Source organism: Bacillus sp. ES1-5, assembly GCF_022487605.1.
GTDB lineage: Bacteria > Bacillota > Bacilli > Bacillales > Bacillaceae_G > Bacillus_A > Bacillus_A wiedmannii.
This window is the reverse complement of sequence record NZ_JAKVPU010000008.1, coordinates 190,440-211,194: the sequence shown is the minus strand read 5'-3', so window position 1 is coordinate 211,194 and position 20,755 is coordinate 190,440. Positions and strand designations below refer to the sequence as shown.

23 protein-coding genes, 2 tRNA genes and 4 riboswitches are annotated in these 20,755 nt (G+C 36.6%); of the genes, 22 read left to right on the top strand and 3 right to left on the bottom strand.

Features of this window, described 5'->3' with window-relative positions:
• Nucleotide 1: 1 nt before the first annotated feature.
• The 4 genes from MKO96_RS23035 (at nucleotide 2) to MKO96_RS23020 (ending at nucleotide 2,147) form a co-directional block, all read left to right on the top strand.
• Nucleotides 2–76, top strand: a tRNA-Asn gene (locus tag MKO96_RS23035).
• A 1-nt stretch (nucleotide 77) separates the two neighbouring features.
• Nucleotides 78–149 (top strand) — tRNA-Glu (locus MKO96_RS23030).
• Nucleotides 150–278: 129 nt separating this feature from the next.
• Complete coding sequence (locus tag MKO96_RS23025; protein ID WP_240588800.1) at nucleotides 279–698, top strand: CBS domain-containing protein; 420 nt, start codon at nucleotides 279–281, stop codon at nucleotides 696–698.
• Between the two features lie 297 nt (nucleotides 699–995).
• Entirely contained in the window at nucleotides 996–2,147 is a 1,152-nt protein-coding gene (locus MKO96_RS23020; protein WP_240588799.1) for a DUF3965 domain-containing protein, read from the top strand.
• A 241-nt stretch (nucleotides 2,148–2,388) separates the two neighbouring features.
• Here MKO96_RS23020 and MKO96_RS23015 read toward each other — a convergent pair whose 3' ends face one another.
• Both MKO96_RS23015 and MKO96_RS23010 read right to left on the bottom strand, forming a co-directional pair.
• On the bottom strand, nucleotides 2,389–2,727 hold the full coding sequence (locus MKO96_RS23015) for a hypothetical protein (RefSeq protein ID WP_087979487.1): 339 nt from the start codon (nucleotides 2,725–2,727) through the stop codon (nucleotides 2,389–2,391).
• Nucleotides 2,728–2,732: 5 nt separating this feature from the next.
• Nucleotides 2,733–3,893, bottom strand: a complete 1,161-nt coding sequence (locus MKO96_RS23010; protein WP_240588798.1) for an SH3 domain-containing protein — start codon at nucleotides 3,891–3,893, stop codon at nucleotides 2,733–2,735.
• A gap of 269 nt (nucleotides 3,894–4,162) precedes the next feature.
• A riboswitch (TPP riboswitch) is annotated at nucleotides 4,163–4,274 on the top strand.
• Nucleotides 4,275–4,333: 59 nt separating this feature from the next.
• Nucleotides 4,334–4,437, top strand: a riboswitch (TPP riboswitch).
• Between the two features lie 82 nt (nucleotides 4,438–4,519).
• On the opposite strand from MKO96_RS23010, the gene tenA reads away from it, so the two are divergent.
• The 18 genes from tenA to kdpDN all read left to right on the top strand — a co-directional run bounded on the left by tenA (nucleotide 4,520) and on the right by kdpDN (nucleotide 19,487).
• Nucleotides 4,520–5,215 (top strand): thiaminase II, encoded by a 696-nt coding sequence (gene tenA, locus MKO96_RS23005; protein ID WP_240588797.1) that lies wholly within the window; start codon nucleotides 4,520–4,522, stop codon nucleotides 5,213–5,215.
• The gene (locus tag MKO96_RS23000) at nucleotides 5,184–5,933 is read left to right on the top strand and encodes an ABC transporter ATP-binding protein (RefSeq protein WP_240588796.1); all 750 of its coding nucleotides are present in this window, start codon (nucleotides 5,184–5,186) and stop codon (nucleotides 5,931–5,933) included. The genes tenA and MKO96_RS23000 overlap by 32 nt, the downstream gene beginning before the upstream one ends.
• Nucleotides 5,933–6,685 (top strand): ABC transporter permease, encoded by a 753-nt coding sequence (locus tag MKO96_RS22995; RefSeq protein ID WP_240588802.1) that lies wholly within the window; start codon nucleotides 5,933–5,935, stop codon nucleotides 6,683–6,685. Before MKO96_RS23000 ends, MKO96_RS22995 begins: the two co-directional genes overlap by 1 nt.
• Entirely contained in the window at nucleotides 6,682–7,683 is a 1,002-nt protein-coding gene (locus tag MKO96_RS22990; RefSeq protein ID WP_240588795.1) for an ABC transporter substrate-binding protein, read from the top strand. The genes MKO96_RS22995 and MKO96_RS22990 overlap by 4 nt, the downstream gene beginning before the upstream one ends.
• Before the next feature lie 10 nt (nucleotides 7,684–7,693).
• On the top strand, nucleotides 7,694–8,314 hold the full coding sequence (tenI, locus tag MKO96_RS22985) for a thiazole tautomerase TenI (RefSeq protein ID WP_240588794.1): 621 nt from the start codon (nucleotides 7,694–7,696) through the stop codon (nucleotides 8,312–8,314).
• Nucleotides 8,307–9,416, top strand: a complete 1,110-nt coding sequence (thiO, locus tag MKO96_RS22980) for a glycine oxidase ThiO (protein WP_240588793.1) — start codon at nucleotides 8,307–8,309, stop codon at nucleotides 9,414–9,416. The genes tenI and thiO overlap by 8 nt, the downstream gene beginning before the upstream one ends.
• A 15-nt stretch (nucleotides 9,417–9,431) precedes the next feature.
• On the top strand, nucleotides 9,432–9,635 hold the full coding sequence (gene thiS, locus MKO96_RS22975; RefSeq protein WP_001049510.1) for a sulfur carrier protein ThiS: 204 nt from the start codon (nucleotides 9,432–9,434) through the stop codon (nucleotides 9,633–9,635).
• 2 nt (nucleotides 9,636–9,637) lie between these two features.
• Nucleotides 9,638–10,408 carry a thiazole synthase gene (gene thiG / locus MKO96_RS22970; RefSeq protein WP_087979494.1) on the top strand — a complete coding sequence of 257 codons (771 nt, stop codon included), beginning with the start codon at nucleotides 9,638–9,640 and terminating at the stop codon, nucleotides 10,406–10,408.
• A complete protein-coding gene (thiF, locus tag MKO96_RS22965; protein ID WP_087979495.1) occupies nucleotides 10,401–11,420 on the top strand; it encodes a thiazole biosynthesis adenylyltransferase ThiF in 1,020 nt (339 codons plus the stop codon). Before thiG ends, thiF begins: the two co-directional genes overlap by 8 nt.
• Nucleotides 11,421–11,426: 6 nt before the next feature.
• The gene (gene thiD, locus MKO96_RS22960; protein WP_240588792.1) at nucleotides 11,427–12,248 is read left to right on the top strand and encodes a bifunctional hydroxymethylpyrimidine kinase/phosphomethylpyrimidine kinase; all 822 of its coding nucleotides are present in this window, start codon (nucleotides 11,427–11,429) and stop codon (nucleotides 12,246–12,248) included.
• An 83-nt stretch (nucleotides 12,249–12,331) separates the two neighbouring features.
• Nucleotides 12,332–12,479: riboswitch (cyclic di-AMP (ydaO/yuaA leader) on the top strand.
• Nucleotides 12,480–12,572: 93 nt separating this feature from the next.
• Nucleotides 12,573–12,959, top strand: a complete 387-nt coding sequence (locus tag MKO96_RS22955) for a hypothetical protein (RefSeq protein WP_142313234.1) — start codon at nucleotides 12,573–12,575, stop codon at nucleotides 12,957–12,959.
• Nucleotides 12,960–12,975: 16 nt separating this feature from the next.
• A complete protein-coding gene (locus MKO96_RS22950; RefSeq protein WP_240588791.1) occupies nucleotides 12,976–13,206 on the top strand; it encodes a hypothetical protein in 231 nt (76 codons plus the stop codon).
• A 259-nt stretch (nucleotides 13,207–13,465) separates the two neighbouring features.
• Nucleotides 13,466–13,611: riboswitch (cyclic di-AMP (ydaO/yuaA leader) on the top strand.
• Nucleotides 13,612–13,705: 94 nt separating this feature from the next.
• Nucleotides 13,706–13,810, top strand: a complete 105-nt coding sequence (locus tag MKO96_RS22945; protein WP_000887892.1) for a SipW-dependent-type signal peptide-containing protein — start codon at nucleotides 13,706–13,708, stop codon at nucleotides 13,808–13,810.
• Nucleotides 13,807–13,887: a K(+)-transporting ATPase subunit F gene (gene kdpF / locus MKO96_RS22940; protein WP_000214976.1), complete on the top strand. Its 81-nt coding sequence runs from the start codon at nucleotides 13,807–13,809 to the stop codon at nucleotides 13,885–13,887. The genes MKO96_RS22945 and kdpF overlap by 4 nt, the downstream gene beginning before the upstream one ends.
• A gap of 19 nt (nucleotides 13,888–13,906) precedes the next feature.
• Complete coding sequence (kdpA, locus tag MKO96_RS22935) at nucleotides 13,907–15,574, top strand: potassium-transporting ATPase subunit KdpA (protein WP_098355166.1); 1,668 nt, start codon at nucleotides 13,907–13,909, stop codon at nucleotides 15,572–15,574.
• Between the two features lie 13 nt (nucleotides 15,575–15,587).
• Nucleotides 15,588–17,678 (top strand): potassium-transporting ATPase subunit KdpB, encoded by a 2,091-nt coding sequence (gene kdpB / locus MKO96_RS22930; RefSeq protein WP_240588790.1) that lies wholly within the window; start codon nucleotides 15,588–15,590, stop codon nucleotides 17,676–17,678.
• A gap of 16 nt (nucleotides 17,679–17,694) precedes the next feature.
• Complete coding sequence (gene kdpC / locus MKO96_RS22925; RefSeq protein ID WP_087979502.1) at nucleotides 17,695–18,276, top strand: K(+)-transporting ATPase subunit C; 582 nt, start codon at nucleotides 17,695–17,697, stop codon at nucleotides 18,274–18,276.
• A gap of 56 nt (nucleotides 18,277–18,332) precedes the next feature.
• Nucleotides 18,333–19,487: a KdpD-like non-kinase potassium sensor gene (gene kdpDN, locus MKO96_RS22920; RefSeq protein ID WP_240588789.1), complete on the top strand. Its 1,155-nt coding sequence runs from the start codon at nucleotides 18,333–18,335 to the stop codon at nucleotides 19,485–19,487.
• Between the two features lie 22 nt (nucleotides 19,488–19,509).
• Here the strand turns inward: kdpDN and MKO96_RS22915 are convergent, their stop codons facing one another.
• Nucleotides 19,510–20,691 carry an MFS transporter gene (locus MKO96_RS22915; RefSeq protein ID WP_240588788.1) on the bottom strand — a complete coding sequence of 394 codons (1,182 nt, stop codon included), beginning with the start codon at nucleotides 20,689–20,691 and terminating at the stop codon, nucleotides 19,510–19,512.
• Nucleotides 20,692–20,755: the final 64 nt, after the last annotated feature.

Below are 20,755 nucleotides of genomic sequence, written 5' to 3'. Positions count from 1 at the left end.
TTCCGCAGTAGCTCAGTGGTAGAGCTATCGGCTGTTAACCGATCGGTCGTAGGTTCGAGTCCTACCTGCGGAGCCATGGCCCGTTGGTCAAGTGGTTAAGACACCGCCCTTTCACGGCGGTAACACGGGTTCGAATCCCGTACGGGTCATAAAAAAAGAGTCAGCAATATGCTGACTCTTTTTTATTTTGTCGAATCCTCCTTTATCAACTGATTTTCCTGAAATAAATAAAGGGATTTAGGAAAAGCTATGGTATGTATAAAAAGGAGGAGATAAAAATGACACGAGTGAGAGACTTTATGAGTACTCATGTTGTACATTGTACACCGCTAGACAATGTATATGAGGCTGCTGTAAAGATGAAAGAAGAATCGATTGGATTGATTCCAGTTGTTCAAAATGAGCAAGTTGTTGGGCTTGTTACGGACCGAGATTTAGTTGTTCGTGGGATTGCTGAGAAACATCCTGGATCTAATAAAATTACAAATGTAATGACAACAAACATTGTTTCAGTTTCTCCAGATGATTCTATTGAAAAAGCTACAGAGTTAATGGCACAGTATCAAATTAGACGATTACCAGTAGTTGAGGGTGGTCAACTCGTGGGGATGCTAGCACTAGGTGATTTAGCTATAAGAGAATCGGCAGATGATCAAGCTGGATTTGCTTTAAGTGAAATTTCGGAGCATACGGAATGAAGAGAGTCGTTCATTAGTGGAATAAGTTACGTATAAAAATCAGATGCATTATTCTAGTATATATGGATTAAACTAATATGTTAGCATGATGTATCTGAGACATTATATAATATAAGTATACAGTTAGTAATTTCGACAGTTTATTTAAATTTGTCATTCCTAATTTTAAATAAGAGAAAAAATGATATACTGATAGATATAAGTATTATGAAAGATTTCGAATATAACAATATTCATTGTTAATGATGTAATAATGGATTAATATTTCCTATGTAGACAAAAGGGAAGGGGAATTATATGAGGGCTGTACAGCGCGATCCAAATTGGAATTTGGTTACAGATACATATATAGAACCAAATAATTTCGCTGAATTATTTTCTTTACTTGTACCTTGTCATCCAAAAGGTGAAGGGAAAGAACGAACTATATTAGTGTGGAAAGAAAAAGAATTTTATAAAGAAGAAAATTTAGCGGCATTTATCGTATATGGAATGGATAAAATAAAGAATTTGCCGCAGTTTCATAAAGATGAAATTCCAACTCTAGTACGTATTCTTCGCTTATGCCAAGAGATTGGTTGGTATGAAGAAGCAAATACATTTATGATAACTCAAGGACTAGCTGAGTTTGTTCACACTTCATTGGAATATGAAACGTGGGATCTTTTGACGCAAGCGGTTGCTTTAAACTATTTAATTATTAAATATCGTATTGGTGAATTGACTGATGGGGATGTAGAAATTTGGGACAGGGTTAAATTTAATGAGAAATGTATAACGGATTGTAAACACCTATTATCTCATAAAGAAGTATTGGAATTTACATTCTTTTATATGTGTAAGAGAGCTAAATTACTATCAAAAGAGCGATTAAATAGTGATATGATGAGTCTAGCGATGTATTGTAATACGTTTGTGTATGACTTATACACACATGACTTATTACGAAAATATCGTAAGTGTACAGACTTCCTATCATATTATGGACCTAGTCAAGCGGTGTTAGCTTGTCAAAGAGCTGTACTTTCTCAAATTTCAGATCGATTAGACCCATTGAAAACTACTCATGTAGATGATTATTTATATGTAATGAAAGAAATGATGGAGCATATGACGATAGGAATAATGGATCGATATGATCATTTTATCGGAAAGTTATTATCATATGTGCCATTTTTCGAAATGATTCAAGTTCCGCAACATGCATATTATTGTGAAGAATTGCTGTATATTTGTAAGGGCATTGAATATAAAGAAGAAATATTACGCAATTATATATTTATACAATTACATGATTGTTTACCATCATTCTTTAAATTATTTCTTAAAAATAAGCGTTATGCAACAATTCATGACATTCTGTTCTATTGGTGTGATGATGAACAAAGAATGAGCTTAGAGAAAAAATATAATCTTAGCTTTATTTATGAAAAATATGCTTGTGGATAAAGAGCATTTTCTATATAAAAAATTTATATAAATTAAAAAGGATCTCAAGTTTATGTGAGATCCTTTTTTTATTAGTAAAGCAAGGAGAACGCAATTAAGACGAGAAATATCATTCCATAAAGGAGAAATTGTGCCGTATTGCTTCCTTGTATACCAAAAAAAGTATTTATTTTTGTGTATAAATTCAATATATATTTTATCGGATTATCTTTGAAAGATCGGTACACAGTGTCTCCTCTTTCTAAGCTTTTTGTTCGTGTTTTTTGTTAGTAGGGACATGAATGTATCTAGCTATGAATAATAAAACAGCCATAAAGAATACAGGAAATACGGTAGATAAATAAAAACCATTACTAATAATATTTGTTATTAGGGCACTTAATAGAAAGATGGCATTATATATATGAGCAATTTTTTGTTTTAGTTGTACTTGAAAGGATTCCATCATAATTTCTAAAGCAACAAAAGCAATGATAATAGATAAAAATACAGTGTTTGTATTGTAAATGATTAAACAACAGATTAAACCTAAAAAGGCTAAGTATTCAATTAAGAGAGGTATATTGATATTGCGTTGCATACAATTTACCTAACTAAATATGGCAGTGGGTTTACTGCATTTGTTTTTTCAAAATTCCATTCTCCATTGTGTAATTCAAAATGAAGATGTTGCCCGTATGAATGACCTGTGTTTCCCATATGACCTACTAATTGTCCAGCTTGTACTTGATCACCAGCTTGTACAGTGCGATCTTTCATGTGTGCATAGACTGTTGTATATAATTTCCCGTTTATTTGATGGGCGATGAACACAACATTGCCATAGCTAGCTGAATAATATGATTTCACAACCTTACCTGCAGCCGCCGCCTGGATAGAGACATTACCCTGAGCTGCAATATCTATACCATAATGCATTTGTTCCCAACGTATATCAAAGGTTGAGCTAATTCTTCCTTGAGTAGGGAATTTGAAAACTGCTGGAATGGAAGTAGTTTGAGCCGTTTGAGCTTGTGATTGCATTTGATTTTGCACCACATAATGTTTCGCCACGTATCCGTATCCTGTGCCAAAACGGATCTTATACCAAGTTCCTACAGTTTCCACTACTTGTACTTGTGTACCATTTTGTAATGAACCAAGTAGCGCACTACTTGTACTAGCGTTGCCACGTACATTAAGTTTAGGTGTTGCAACTGTGTATTTCGTATTATTTTGAACTGTGATACCTTTTACTAAAGGCTGTGAACCATTAGACACGAACGCTTTTTGTACGTAACCTGTTTTGCCATTATGTAAAATTTTATACCACTCGCCTTGTTCTTCTTGAATGGTAACGTATTTCCCATTTGGTAATACATCTAGAATTGAAGATTCTAAATTAGGTTCAGCACGAACGTTTAATGCATTGGCATTAACGATGTATTGATTATTAGATTGAAGTTTGTTTTTTAGTAGAATAGCATCTTTTTGTACGTAACCTACTTTATTATTAACAGATACTTTATACCAGCCATTAGTTGTTTCAAGTATGTTCACTTTCGTATTAAAGCGAATTGTATCAATTGAAGAGCTATTTGCGTTATCTTTTGTATGTAAGGCTACTTGATCGACTTTGACATAACCAGTTTTCACATTAGATAATTGTTCAGCGTTGGCTGTTTGTACATTTGTTTCTCCCATAGAAGGAAGTAAAGAGGCAATTGCGACAGTAGTTGCTGTTAAAGCGGTAGCTTTCATATTCATATAATAGAGACCTCCTCTAGTTGTATAGTTGTAATTTTATTATAGTATAAAGATATAATATAGTGGGTGTATTCACATAAATGTAATATGAAATCAATATAAAAATAAATTTTTTGAGGATAATGATTCCTTTTTATCCAATTAATTAGGATAATAATTTTTAAGATAGAATATAAGTATTATATAGTTTTGATATTTTGTTGACAATTGAGAAAATTAAAATAGTTGATGATGTCTTATTACGATGTTATACTGACAGTGATAATTTTATAGTTTGCTAGGAGAGCTGGTGTTGCCAGCTGAGAGTAGGCCGTAAGCCTTTGATCCTTTTCATTACCTGATCTAGATTATGCTAGCGTAGGGAAGCAATTCGGACACTAATAATGAGTCCCCGTTTCTTTGCGTATAGAAACGGGGCTTTTTTGTTGAAAATTTCATATTGAAACCACTAGGGGTGCTTGTTGTGCTGAGAGAGGAATAATCCTTAACCCTTATAACACCTGATCTAGGTAATACTAGCGAAGGGAAGTGGAGCAACGAATAAATTATAATTTTATTTGCTGTAACCACTTCTTATTTAGAAGTGGTTTTTTATTTAGATATATAAATTGAAAGGGGATAGCGAAATGAAATTTTGCGATAGATTATTAGAAACTGTACAACCAGTTTGGGAGATGAGTCATAATCATCCGTTTGTAGTAGGTCTGGGAGATGGCACGTTAGAAAAAGATAAGTTTCAGTATTACATTATTCAAGATTATTTATATTTGTTAGATTATGCAAAGCTATATGCGATTGGTGTTGTAAAAGCAACGAATCCACAAGTAATGGGGAAATTTGCTGAACAAATTGATGGCATATTAAATGGAGAAATGACAATCCATAAACAGTATGCAAAAAGACTTGGAATTTCTATAGAGGAGATAGAGTCTGCAAAGCCATCTGCTAAAAATTTAGCGTATACAAATTACATGATGTCTGTATCTCAAAATGGCACACTTGCGGAATTAATAGCGGCACTTCTCCCATGTATGTGGAGCTACTGGGAAATTGGAAAGCGTTTAAATGATATTCATGGAGCAAGAGATCATGAGTTCTTTGGTGAGTGGATTCAAGGATATAGTTCTGAAGAATACGGTAACCTTTGTATTTGGTTAATCGATTTATTAAATGAAATGGCAGTTGGAAAGTCTGAAAAAGAGCTAGATCGATTAGAGGAGATTTTCCTATATTCCAGCCGATTTGAATATTTATTCTGGGATATGTCCTATCGTAAGGAGATGTGGGGATTTGAGGAGCAAGAACATACTACAGTTTCATAATGTTTCTTTTCATTATGATGAGAAACTAATCATCAATGAATTAAATGCTTCTATACAAGATAAAGAGTTTGTAAGTATTATCGGACCGAGTGGATGCGGGAAAAGTACTTTATTCCGCCTTATTACAGGTTTAGAAGAAGCGAGTACTGGACAGATAGAGCTGACAGAAACAAAGAGCCATCCTGTAGGGTATATGCCCCAAAAAGATATGCTCCTGCCATGGAGAACAATTATTGAGAATGCTGCCCTGCCGCTAGAGTGCCAAGGTGTACAGAAGAAAGAAGCGCAAATAAAGGCAAAGGAATTGTTACATAAATTTGGCTTACAAGGGTATGAGACAAAATATCCGAAAGATCTATCTGGTGGTATGAGGCAACGCGTATCTTTCATTCGAACTTTATTAACAGGCGGGGAGATATTGCTGTTAGATGAACCGTTTAGCGCGCTGGACGCTTTAACGAAGGCATCTTTGCAAGAATGGCTGTTTGAACAATGGAAAGAGTGGGAAAAAACAATTTTATTTATCACTCATGATGTGGAAGAAGCGTTGTTTCTTTCTAATCGAATTTTAGTAGTAGAGCAGCAACCGATAACTACTTTAACCGAGAGGGTTGTACCGCTTGATCGTAATCGAACAAGAAAAGATTTATATAAGCCTGAAGTGTTAGCGCTTAAAGATGAGCTTCTTAGTATGTTACAAAGGCAGGTACTTGTATGATGAACCGGTTGAAGGAGCTGTTACCTGCCCTTACACTTTCTAGTATTTTACTTGTCTTTTGGGAAGTAGGCGCAAGAATCGTAGATGAAATGTACATTTTACCGTCACCGTCTGCAATTGTGATGAAGATATGGAAACTAAAAGATATATTATTTACGGTTCATTTGCCGGCAACTTTATCGGTCGTTTTAATAGGGGTGGCTATTTCTATCGTACTTGGGATAGGGCTAGCGATGTTAATGAATGCGAGTAATTGGATGGAGAGAGCATTTTATCCATTATTAGTTGCCTCACAAACGATTCCTATTACAGCGCTTGCTCCGCTTTTCGTTTTATGGTTTGGATATACGATTTGGAGTAAGGTCGTTGTTACGGTTTTAATTACGTTTTTCCCAATTGCGGTCAATACGTATGATGGACTACGCAGTACGAAAAAAGAATGGGAGGAGCTCTTAGTTACGTATGGGGCAACGAAAAAAGATGTTTTTCTTAAATTAAAGTTACCATCTGCTCTTCCTTATTTTTTCTCAGCTTTAAAAATTGCAGTTCCGCTTAGTGTAATTGGGGCAGCAATCGGTGAATGGCTCGGTGCACAAGCTGGGCTTGGATATTTCAGTAAAAGAATGATGACGCAGTTAGACGGAGCAGGTGTATTTGCACCCATTGTATTGTTATCATTATTAGCTATTTTCTTCGTCATACTTATCTCAGTATTAGAAAAGAAATTTATTAGTTGGAGGAAGTATTCATGAAATTTTTAAAACGCATCTTTGTGTTGACATTATTAGTTGCAATGATCGCTGGATGTTCTAGTAATTCGGCATCAGATAAGGGGAAAAAGGAAAAAGAAATAACGGTCATGCTTGATTGGTACCCAAATGCGGTACATAGCTTTATTTATGCAGCAATTGAAAAAGGCTATTTTAAAGAAGAAGGAGTAAAGGTGAATATAAAATTCCCTTCTAATCCGACTGATCCATTAACTTTAGCAGCTGCAGGAAAAGTAACGGTTGGCTTATATTATCAGCCAGATGTTGTCATGGCAAAAGTAAATGAACAAATTCCAGTGAAATCAATTGGAGCTGTCGTACGTTCACCATTAAATCATGTTGTATCGCTGAAATCAGCAGGCATTCAATCGCCAAAAGATTTAGAGGGGAAAACAGTCGGCTATTCTGGAACACCTTTAAGTGAGATGTATTTAAAAACGATGGTAAAAGAAGCTGGTGGTAATCCAGATAGAGTGAAAGTAGTCGATGTTGGCTTTGATTTAGTACCGGCATTAATTACGAAAAAAGTGGATGCGGTAACAGGGGCATATATTAACCATGAAGTACCTGTTATGCGTCATGAAGGTCATGAACCAGCGTACTTTAATCCAGCTGATTACGGTGTACCGAATTATCATGAGCTTGTATTTGTAACAGGTGATAAAACGTTGAAAAAAGATAAAGAAGCGTTACAAGCCTTCTTACGTGGTACGAAAAAAGGCTATGATTTCATGAAGAAAAATCCAGATGAAGCATTAAATATTTTATTAAATCATCAAGAAAAAGAAAACTTCCCACTTGTACCAGAAGTTGAAAAAGAAAGTATGAAAATTTTATTAGAGAAAATGGAAACGAAAGATGAGCCATTCTTATCAGATTCAAAAGAATCATGGGAGAAACAAAATAAATGGCTGAAAGATAAAGGAATGACGAAAGAAGTCGTTCCGGCCGATGAGTTATTCGAAAATATTTTAAAGTAGGCGAATGAATATGAAAAATGAGCTTCATGTAATCTCAAATGGTCACATGTCATTCGAAGAGTTAGTGAATGTAGCGATGCAAATTGAAAGTGAGATTGATTATTTGCATATTCGTGAGCGTGAGAAAAGTACGAAGGATTTGTATAAAGGTGTGGAAAGTCTTTTGAAGAAAGGCTTTCCGGCATCAAAAATAGTGATAAATGATCGAATTGATATCGCTATTTTATTAAACATTCCACGCGTGCAGCTCGGATATCGAAGCGCAAATGTAAGGTCAGTGAAAGAAAAGTTTTCTTATTTGCATGTCGGCTATTCTGTACATTCTTTAGAAGAGGCGATCGATGTATTTAAGAATGGAGCGGATTCACTCGTCTATGGTCATGTATTTCCGACAGATTGTAAAAAAGGTGTACCAGCGAGAGGGCTTGAAGAGCTTTCAGACATTGCAAAGTGTTTATCCATACCGATTACAGCAATTGGCGGAATTACCACGGAAAATACCGGGGATGTTCTTACTAACGGTGTCAGTGGTATTGCTGTTATGTCCGGGATTATAAGTAGTAGTAACCCGTATAGCAAAGCGAAATCTTATAAGGAATCAATAAGAAAGTGGGCGGAAAAACATGTGTAAGAAGTATGATGTAGCAATAATTGGCGGTGGTGTAATCGGTAGTTCAGTTGCACATTTTCTAGCAGAAAGAGGACATAAAGTAGCGATTATAGAGAAGCAAAGAATTGCATCTGAAGCCTCGAAAGCAGCCGCTGGTTTACTTGGGGTTCAGGCAGAATGGGATGCATATGACCCACTATTTGAACTTGCAAGAGAAAGCCGTGCTATATTTCCACAACTTGCAGCAGTTTTACGTGAAAAAACAGGCATCGATATTGGGTATGAAGAGAAAGGCATTTATCGCATTGCCCAAAATGAAGATGAGAAGGAAAGAATTCTTCACATTATGGATTGGCAGCAGAAAATAGGTGAAGATTCTTATTTTCTAACAGGAGACCTTTTACGAGAGAAAGAGCCGTTTCTATCGGAGTCAATTATAGGTGCTGTATATTATCCGAAAGATGGTCATGTTATTGCACCGGATCTTACGAAAGCATTCGCACATTCCGCATCATTCTCGGGTGCTGATATATATGAACAGGCAGAAGTATTTGATATTCGTATTGAAAATAATAAAGTGACTGGGATTGTGACGAGCGAAGGTATTATAGCATGCGAAAAAGTTGTTATTGCGGGTGGTTCATGGAGTACGAAGTTACTAGGTCATTTTCACCGCGAATGGGGTACATATCCAGTTAAAGGAGAAGTAGTAGCGGTAAGAAGTAGAAAACCACTTTTAAAGGCGCCTATTTTCCAAGAAAGGTTTTACATTGCACCAAAGCGCGGCGGGCGTTACGTAATTGGAGCAACGATGAAGCCTCATACGTTTAATAAAACTGTGCAACCAGAAAGTATTACTTCTATATTAGAGCGTGCGTATACGATATTGCCAGCTTTAAAAGAAGCAGAGTGGGAAAGCGCATGGGCAGGGTTAAGACCACAATCGAATCACGAAGCTCCTTATATGGGAGAGCATGAAGAAATAAAAGGTTTATATGCTTGTACTGGGCATTATCGAAACGGTATTTTATTAAGTCCTGTTTCTGGTCAGTATATGGCTGATTTAATAGAAGGAAAGCAGGAGAATCATTTGCTAGATTCATTGCTTTCTAAAACAGTTTAGAAAGGGGATGGAAGTTTGAATTTAAAAATTAATGGTAACCAACTTGAAGTGCCAGAGAGTGTAAAAACAGTGGCTGAGCTACTTACACATTTAGAGTTAGATAACAGAATTGTAGTAGTAGAGCGTAATAAAGATATTTTACAAAAAGATGATCATACAGATACGTCTGTTTTTGATGGAGACCAAATTGAGATTGTAACTTTCGTAGGAGGCGGTTGATTATGTTAAACATTGGACCATTTTCATTTCATTCTAGACTTTTATTAGGAACAGGGAAATTCCCTGATTTTGATGTACAGCAAAAGGCAATTGATGTATCTGAGGCTGAGGTTTTAACGTTCGCAGTACGTCGTATGGATATATTTGATGCAAAGCAGCCTAATTTATTAGAGAAACTTGATGTGAAAAAATATAAGTTATTACCGAATACAGCTGGAGCAAAAAATGCTGAAGAAGCTGTTCGTATTGCAAAATTAGCAAAAGCTTCGGGGCTTTGCGATATGATCAAAGTAGAAGTTATTGGTGATGATAGAACGTTATTACCTGATCCAATAGAAACGTTAAAGGCATCTGAAATGTTACTGGAAGAAGGATTTATCGTACTTCCGTATACATCAGATGATGTTGTATTAGCACGTAAATTACAAGAACTAGGTGTGCATGCAATTATGCCAGGAGCATCACCAATCGGTTCAGGGCTTGGTATTGTAAATCCGTTAAATTTAAGCTTTATTATTGAACAAGCGACAGTACCAGTTATCGTTGATGCTGGTATTGGTAGTCCAGCTGATGCGGCATTTGCAATGGAATTAGGAGCGGATGGCGTGTTATTAAATACAGCTGTGTCAGGAGCAAAAGATCCTATTAAGATGGCATACGCAATGAAATTAGGTATCGAGGCAGGGCGCATTGGCTTTGAAGCGGGGCGTATTGCACGTAAACGTTGTGCAACTGCAAGTAGTCCTTTAGAAGGAATGAGCGTAGTTGAATAATCGATATTCTCGCCAAGAATTATTTTCTCCAATTGGAGAAGAAGGGCAACGAAAAATAAGAGAAAAGCATGTACTCATTATCGGTGCAGGTGCATTAGGTAGTGCAAATGCAGAGATGTTTGTAAGAGCAGGTGTTGGCACAGTAACGATTGTTGATCGAGATTATGTCGATTGGAGTAATTTACAAAGGCAACAATTGTACGCAGAGAGTGATGTAGAAAATAATCTTCCGAAGGCTGTAGCGGCAAAAAAACGTCTAGCAGAGATCAATCGTGAAGTAAGAGTAAAGGCTCTCGTTCAAGATGTAACAGCTGAGGAATTAGAAGAACTCGTTACAAACGTAGATGTAATGATTGATGCAACTGATAATTTCGAAACACGTTTTATTGTGAATGATATAGCGCAAAAACATTCTATTCCATGGATTTACGGAGCATGTGTAGGGAGTTACGGCCTTTCTTACACAATTCTTCCTAGTAAAACGCCATGTTTATCTTGTTTATTACAATCGATTCCGCTTGGCGGGGCGACATGTGATACAGCGGGCATTATATCACCTGCTGTATCTCTCGTCGTTTCTCATCAAGTAACGGAAGCTCTTAAATTGTTAGTGGAAGATTATGAATTACTTCGAGATGGACTTGTGTCGTTTGATGTGTGGAAGAATGAATATTCATGTATGAATGTGCAAAAGCTTCGTAAGCATAATTGTCCTTCGTGCGGAGAGAATGCGATATACCCGTATTTAAATAAAGAAAACACATCGAAAACAGCAGTTTTATGCGGGAGAAATACAGTTCAAATTAGACCACCTCATAAAGAAGAAATGGATTTTGAACGATACAAAGAGCTGCTGAAAGATCGTGTGAATGATTTGAATGTAAATCCATATTTATTATCATTTTCAGTTGAAGAAAAGAGATTAGTTGCTTTCAAAGATGGACGTGTACTCGTACATGGAACGAAAGATATAAGTGAAGCAAAAACAATTTATCATCGCTATTTTGGATAGAAAAGGATGAGTGGGATGAAAGTAAATAAAGCTTTAACAATTGCAGGATCGGATAGCGGCGGCGGTGCCGGTATTCAAGCAGATTTAAAAACATTCCAAGAGCTCGGTGTGTATGGGATGACGGCAATTACGGCAATTACTGCTCAAAATACGCTTGGTGTGCAAGGGGTATATCCAGTTCCATTAGAAGGTATTAAAGAACAGCTGAATTCAATTGGTACGGATTTAACACCAGATGCTGTGAAACTAGGAATGTTATTTAGCAGTGAAATTATTCAAATTGTAGCAGAACATATTAATAAGTTTGGTTGGAATAATATTGTACTAGACCCTGTTATGATTGCTAAGGGCGGTGCATCATTATTACAACAAGAAGCAGTACAAGCATTAAAAGAATATTTGTTACCAGTAGCAACCGTTGTGACACCGAATGTTCCTGAGGCAGAAGTGTTAACTGGGATGGAGATTCATAATGTTGAAGATAGTAAGGAAGCTGCGAAAGTACTGCATGAATTAGGTGCGAAATACGTGCTTATGAAGGGTGGACATGCAGAATATCAAGGTAATGAGGTAATTGATTTACTCTTTGATGGTGAACAATTTATCGAATTTAGAAGTGAACGAATTCCTTCAAAGCAAACGCATGGAAGTGGGTGCACATTTGCTTCAGCGGTTACTGCAGGACTTGCGAAAGGATATTCGATTGAAGAGGCAGTTCAAGAAGCAAAACGATTTATTAGTATAGCAATTGAAGAGCCATTGAATATTGGAAGTGGTCATGGGCCGACGAATCATTTTGCATATAATTTGAATAAAACGCAAGCATAGGTAAGTAAAAAGTCAGTTTTGTAACTGGCTTTTTTTGTTTACTTTTTCCAAATACAGGAGTAATATATCAGCCAGAATACATTTTTTTGTAAACGCTGAGTCCAAATATAAGGAGCGGAGGAACCAATTTGTGCAGTGTCACTAGGGGTGAATCTTTCAATTTTGAAAGTAGGGCTACTCTCAAAGTCCGAATCCGACAGCTAACTTCGTAAGCGTCTTGAGAGAGGACGGTGCCATGATGGATACATCACTTCATCGATCTGATTAGTATAGGGGAATATCAATCTATGTTTGAGTTCTTTTATGCTAAGGAGGATGAGGTACATGGAATTAACACTTATTTGTGTTGGAGAAGAAAGCAAGGTAAATAGTTTAAGAGATTTAGTAGCATTTCAACATGAGTTAATTATTTTTACAGCAAGTGAAGAGATAGCTGCTGAAGTTAGGAATTGTGGGTTTGATTGGACTTATAGCTGTAGTAAGGCGCAGGATTTTACTAGTATTTGTGAGTGTATTAAGAAGGTGATTTTACTAGGGGATGAGCTTCCAATCGTTAGTTTCTTCACAGAACACATTCGCTTTTCTTTTCAAGCACCTATTACTGTTGTTACAAGGAATAAACGATATCCAGCGAGGCTCTATGAAACAATTGGAGCTAAATTTGTCGTGTTTACGAATTGTGATAATATTTCTTTTTTATTTTTTGAATAGGGTGGAGGAAAAGAAGATGAAAGTGTTGTTACTAGGAGATATAGCGAATCGTTGGGCGGTATCAGTAGAGCGAGTTCAAGAATTGGTGGTGCTGGATCCTATTTTTCCAAGGCCCTATATCATATTGCCATCGAAAGACGCTTTATATTTAAAAACAGATGTTATCGAATATGAGCAGCTACATGCAGAATTGTCACAAGTTTATATTCGTGGGAGAAATTTGTGCGCGTTTTTGCGTGGAGAATAAATAGTGAAAAAAAAGAGCGAATGCTAAGTGCAACAAGCTATGCACTTCATGTCATGCGCTCTTTTTATTTCGTATTTAAAAGATCATTTTTGTGAAAAAGAAAGAAAAGACGAGAAAACAGATGAAATAATATTAATAACACTCAATGTAAGCGTTTAAATAGATGGATATTTTCTTATTTTCAGTAATTTAGCTCTTTACAAGTTAAATATAGAGGAGTATATTTACTCTCATAAATCATTCATAAAATTTCCAAAAAAACCTAAAATCGCTGAGTTCCAGAAATGGAGCGGGGGAACCAATTTTGTGCATCGTCACTTGGGGTGAATCTTTCAGTTTTGAAAGTAGGGCTACTCTTTAGGCCCGAATCCGACAGCTAACCTCGTAAGCGTTTAGAGAGGAGGTTTACTTTGTGTTGTTCATTTCGAACACTAAGTAGAGCTTAGTGTTCTTTTTTTGATAATTTAATGGTAAATTTTTACAGGGAAGAGGGGTAGCTATGTTAGATGTTGTAATGATCGGGATTTTTGTTGTGTTAGTCGCATCGATGGTAAGTCTTGCAAGTTGGTCAGATAAAGTGGTGAAAGAAGGGAAGCAATCATGACGGTTGCCTTATCGGTTATTGTTGCAGCAATTACGGTGTACTTAGTGTATGCATTATTAAATCCAGAAAAGTTTTAATTAGGGGGAGTCATTCATTATGATTTGGGTCGCAGTTGTTATTACGATGCTGTTGTTTATTCTTGTGGCAAAGCCAATGGGAGTTTATTTAGAGAAAGCCTTTCAAGGTAGTAAAAAGTTAGATAAAGTATTCGGGCCTTTTGAAAAACTTATTTTTAAAATTACGGGTGTAAAAGAATACAATCAAACGTGGAAACAGTACGCATTGTCATTAGTTTTATTAAATGGATTTATGATTGTTGTCGTATATTTCATTTTCAGATTACAAGGAGTATTGCCATTAAATCCAGCACACATTGAAGGGATGGAGCCTACGCTAGCTTTTAATACAGCAATTAGTTTTATGGCTGATACAAACTTACAGCATTATAGCGGTGAAAATGGTTTATCTTATTTATCACAATTAATCGGAATTACATTTTTAATGTTTGCAGCACCAGCAACGACGTTAGCACTTGTAATGGCGTTTATAAGAGGGCTTGCTGGGAAGGAACTCGGTAACTTTTTCGTTGATTTTACGAGAGCACTAACGAGAGTATTTCTTCCTATCGCATTTATTGCGGCACTAGTCTTTGTCGCACTTGGTGTACCACAAACGTTAGACGGGGCCGTTACAGCACAAACAATCGATGGGGCAAAGCAAAGTATATTACGTGGGCCTGTTGCATCATTCGTGTCCATTAAGGAACTCGGAAATAACGGCGGTGGATTTTTCGGAGCAAACTCTACACATCCTTTCGAAAATCCAGGGCAAATGAGTAATATTTTACAAATGATGCTTATGATGTTATTGCCAACAGCACTTCCATTTACGTACGGACGAATGGTAGGAAATAAAAAACAAGGTCGTATCCTTTTCGTATCACTATTCATGGTGTTTTTACTAGGATTTATAACGATTACTACATCTGAATTACATGGGAATCCAGCGTTAAATGGAATGGGCATCGAACATGTACAAGGGAGTACAGAAGGAAAAGAAGTACGATTTGGAACAGTATTTTCTTCCCTATACGCAACAGTGACGACAGCTGCTGAAACAGGAGCCGTTAATACGATGCATGATACGTTAACACCGATTGGCGGTTTAGTACCACTCGTAAATATGATGTTAAATACAGTGTATGGCGGCGTTGGGGCAGGTTTTGTGAACATTATTATGTATGCGATTATCGCAGTCTTTATATCTGGATTGATGGTTGGACGGACACCAGAGTTTTTAGGTAAGAAAATTGAAGGTAAGGAAATGAAATTAATTGCGGTAACGATACTATTTCATCCACTGCTTATTTTAGGGTTTTCAGCATTAGCTCTTTCAACAAGTTTAGGAACGGATGCCATTTCTCATTCTGGTTTCCACGGTTTAACGCAAGTGGTATATGAATACACATCGTCAGCTGCGAATAACGGATCTGGATTTGAAGGGTTAGCGGATAATACACCGTTTTGGAATATTACCACTGGTTTGGTTATGTTTTTAGGACGCTATTTCAGCTTAATTACGATGCTAGCTGTTGCAGCTTCATTGAAAGAAAAGACAGTAGTACCAGAAACAGTCGGAACGTTCCGTACGGATAATAGTTTATTTGGCGGCATTTTCATCGGAACAATTGTAATTGTCGGTGCATTAACATTCTTCCCGATGTTAGTACTCGGCCCAATTGCAGAATTTCTTACATTGAAGTAATGGAGGGTAAATGATGAGACCGGTAGTAGTAAAAGAAAAGAGAGTAAATGAGTCACAAATACATGCTGTAGAAGATGAAGTTAGACAAGCGAAAACGATGGATCGTGATATCGTGAAACATGCGATGAAACAATCCTTTGCGAAATTGAATCCGAAAGTCATGATAAAGAATCCGATTATGTTTGTTGTAGAAATTGGATTTATCATTACGTTCATTTTATCGTTTCTTCCAAGTCGTTCTAGTAGTGTACCAGGATGGTTTAATATAACAGTTTCTCTCATTCTATTATTTACAGTTTTATTTGCTAACTTTGCAGAAGCGTTAGCGGAAGGACGGGGGAAAGCGCAAGCCGATTCTTTAAAACAGTCGAAGAAAGATGTGTTTGCAAATGTTGTAAAAGAAAATGGAGACATTGTTCAAGTTTCAGCAACTGATCTGAGAAAAGGTGACGTTGTTATTGTAAAACAAGGAGAAATGATTCCAAGTGATGGGGAAGTAATTAAAGGATTAGCGTCTGTTGATGAATCTGCGATTACAGGGGAATCAGCTCCTGTAATAAAAGAAGCGGGCGGTGATTTTTGTTCCGTAACAGGCGGGACTATGGTCGTAAGTGATGAGATTACAATTGTCATTACGAGTAATCCTGGTGAATCATTTATTGATAAAATGATTTCGTTAGTAGAAGGAGCTGCTCGTCAAAAAACGCCGAATGAGATTGCTTTAAATACAGTATTAACGAGTTTAACTCTTATTTTCTTAATCGTTGTTGTGACGTTGCCGATTTTTACAAACTATTTAGGGTTTCAAATTGATACAGCTGTACTTGTAGCGTTGTTAGTTTGTTTAATTCCAACGACAATTGGTGGTTTATTATCAGCAATTGGTATTGCCGGGATGGACCGCGTGACAAAGTTCAATGTGTTAGCGATGTCGGGTAAAGCAGTAGAAGCTGCGGGTGATATTAATACAATCATTTTAGATAAAACAGGTACGATTACTTTCGGGAACCGTATGGCACATACACTGCTTCCTGTAGGAAATGAAACGATTGAGCAAGTAGGGAAATGGGCTGCGATTAGTTCAGTCTTAGATGAAACACCAGAAGGTCGATCAGTTATAGAATATGTAAAAATGAAATCTATATCATATAATCGAGAAATTGCAGAGCAAGGTGAGTTTGTTCCGTTTAAAGCAGAAACGAGAATGAGTGGTGTGGATTTACAGGACGGAACGAAAGTGAGAAAAGGTGCTGTAGGTAGCGTAATTGAATGGGTTAGGTCACAAGGTGGAATGATTCCGAAAGATGTAAATCAAAAAGCAGATTCCATTTCCAAAGAGGGCGGGACACCACTTGTAGTTGCAGTGAATAATCGTATTTACGGTTTAATTTATTTAAAGGATACAGTAAAGCCAGGTATGCGTGAGCGTTTTGAACAATTGCGCCAAATGGGGATTAAAACGGTTATGTGTACAGGTGATAACCCGTTAACAGCAGCAACGATTGCAAAAGAAGCAGGGGTAGATGAGTTTGTTGCTGAGTGTAAGCCAGAAGATAAAATTGCGGTTATTAAAGCAGAGCAAGATAAAGGGAAACTTGTAGCGATGACGGGTGATGGTACAAATGATGCGCCGGCATTAGCGCAGGCTGACGTTGGATTAGCGATGAATAGTGGTACGACAGCTGCGAAAGAAGCAGCGAATATGATTGATTTAGATTCGAACCCGACAAAAATTATTGAGGTTGTAGGAATTGGTAAGCAATTGTTAATGACGCGTGGTGCATTAACGACGTTTAGTATTGCGAACGATATTGCAAAATATTTTGCAATCATTCCAGCAATGTTTACACTTGCGATTCCGCAAATGGAAGCATTAAACATTATGAAACTAACATCACCACTGTCAGCGATTTTATCAGCATTAATATTTAATGCAGTTATTATTCCATTACTCATTCCATTGGCGATGAAAGGTATCGCATATAAACCGATGAGTTCGAATGCACTACTTGGCCGAAACCTACTTATTTACGGGCTTGGCGGGGTTATTGTACCGTTCATTGGAATTAAAGTAATTGATATAATTGTCGGCTTGTTCATATAAGGAAGAGGGGAAAAAGATGGCGAAGAAACAAAATATACTATCACCAATCATCCGTATTACTTTTACATTTTTAGTGTTGTGCGGGCTTGTATATCCGCTTATTGTTACTGGTATTGCACAAGCAGTAATGAAGGATAATGCGGATGGAAGTTTAATATATAATGATAAAAATGAAGTGATTGGTTCTAAATTAATTGGCCAAAATTTTACAGATCCACGTTATTTTCATGGGCGTGTTTCTAGTATTGAATATAAGGCAGAAGCATCTGGTTCAAATAACTATGCACCGTCTAATCCAGATTTAGAGAAACGAGTAGAGAAAAGTATTGAAGAGTGGAAGAAACAAAACCCAACTGTTCCAGTTACAGAAGTGCCGATCGATTTAGTGACAAATTCAGGTTCAGGGCTTGATCCTGATATTAGTCCGAAGGCAGCTTCTGTACAGGTAGAGCGTATCTCAAAAATAACGAAAGTTCCGAAAGAAACGTTAGATCAATTGATTAAAGATCAAACGGAAGGTGCGGCACTTGGCTTATTTGGAGAGAGCCGCGTAAATGTTTTAAAGTTAAATTTAGAATTACAGAAACTACTGAAATAGTAACAGTGCTACCTCAATCTAACGGATTGAGGTAGTGTTGTTTCGAAAGAAAGGTTGTGAATGTTTTGTATGCGGATGACTATAAACCAACGTTTCAAAGGCGAACACCAGAAGAGTATTTAGAATATATTCGTCAGCAAAACCGCGGGAAGTTAAAGCTATATGTAGGTGCGGCTCCAGGAGTAGGGAAAAGTTATAAAATGCTACTTGATGCTAGAGAGATGAAAAAGGATGGTATTGATATTGTAATTGGTTTAATTGAAACACATGGGAGGGAAGAAACAGAAGAAGCGATTGCTGATTTAGAAAAAGTCCCTTTAAAAGAAATAGATTATAAAGGAAAGGGATTTTATGAGCTTGATGTGGAAGGAATTATAAAGCGGGCACCACAAATTGTTGTTGTGGATGAACTTGCGCATAGTAATATTCCCGGATCGAAAAATAAGAAACGTTACATGGATGTGCAGGAATTGTTAGATGCCGGTATATCTGTATTATCAGCATTTAATATTCAACATTTAGAAAGTGTTCATGACATTGTAGCTCAAATTACAAATGTAAAAGTAAGAGAGCGTATTCCAGATTTTATTTTGCAAAAAGCAAATGAAATTCAACTTGTTGATGCAACACCTGAGGTACTCCGGAAGAGATTAATCAATGGAAAGATATATAAGGAAGAAAAAATTCAACAAAGCTTACAAAACTTCTTTACGCTTAATAATTTAGGGGCACTCAGAGAATTATCCCTTCGGGAAGTGGCAGATGATATGGACGAGAAAATTAGCCAAACCGTTATAGAACCGATTGGCGTGAAAGAAAAAATTCTCGTTTGTGTACAATACAGTTCAACAGCAGAGAAGTTAATAAGACGGGGATGGCGCATGGCGGATCGGTTAAACGCTGAATTGTATGTCTTAAACGTAGAAAGGGAAAATATAGAGTCTCTTGCAGCAGGGAAAAAGCAAACGATTGAAGAGTGGAAGTCGCTAACGAATCAATTTGATGCGAGTTTTGTTTTAGAAGAGGCAAAAGGAAGAAAGCCAGCGGATGTTATTATTGAAGTTGCGAAAAGACTACAAGTAACGCAAATTTTACTCGGACAATCAGCAAGAACAAGGTGGGAAGAAATTCGAAAAGGTTCAATTGTAAATGAAATTATGAGAGAAACGAAGTATATTGATATTCATATCGTTGCAGATCAAAGAGTTTAGAATAGAGACCATCTATAGGTCTCTATTTTGCTTTTTGTACAGCCTGAAAACGTAGCATTTTCATTGCGCATAAAATGATAAATAGAAATGTAATTGCACCTAGGAAGAAAATCCAAAAGTAATTTTGATTAAATACAAGAAATCCACCTACAAGTGGCCCTGTGCCCATACCGAGATAGCGTATGAAGTTATACATACCGATGGCTGTTGCGCGTTCTTGTACGAATTCTTCCGTTAATAAAGTAGTGTGGGTTGGTATAGAAAGTCCCATACTAAAACCGTATAAAGATGTAACGATAATGATGAATGAGATATTGATGCTATATGTGAAAGAGAATAAAGTGACACATATAATATTGAAGAAACTAGTGATGAATAAAGCTTGCTTTGTTGTGAGGCGTTTTTGCAAAAGCTTGTAGCAATAACTTCCTAACATAATAGAAAGGGACATCGGTACAAATATAAGACCAATTTTACTTGCAGTTAAGTGAAATGAATTTGTTAAAATGCTTGGTAAAAAAACGAGGAAGCAAAAGTAAATACAAAATTGAATGAAGCCAATAAGATTAATAGAAAATCCAGTTTTATTTTTTAAGATAAACCAGTAACTCTTTTTTGCTTGCGGTTGCTTAATTACAGTTGGTTTTGTTTCTGGAAGTAGTGAAATGTTTATAATTAATAAGAGAATGCCAAGTGTAGATAAAAATAAAAATACGTATAAATGGCCATTTATACTGCCGAGATAACCACCTATAAGAGGGCCAATTGCAGGTGCGAGAGCAAGTAACATTTGATACAGGCTCATCGCTTCTCCGCGTTCTTTTCCTTCAAATAAATCACCAATAATCGTTGCTGCAACTACAGGGATAGCTGCTATTCCTGTAGCTTGAACAGCCCTGAAAAATAGAAATAAATAAACGTTCGCCGAAAAAGCACATCCGATTGAACCAATTGTACTAATGATTAAACTAGGGATAAGGACATATTTTCTCCCTTTTGTATCAATTAAAGGTCCGTATATGAGCTGCATAATTGCAAGAACGAATGTGAATAGTGAAACTGTTAAATTTACTAGATAAAGAGAAGTGTGAAAAGAAGCTTGAATCATAGGCAAGATAGGTGTGTAAATATTTTGAGCGAAGGAACCGAGTAAGGCACTCATACAGACAACATATAAAATGAAATGTAGTTTGGATTTTTTCATCATGTTAACCTCCTTATCATTTAGTTTCCGTAGAAACTAAATTTATTTTAACATGATTTTCTCA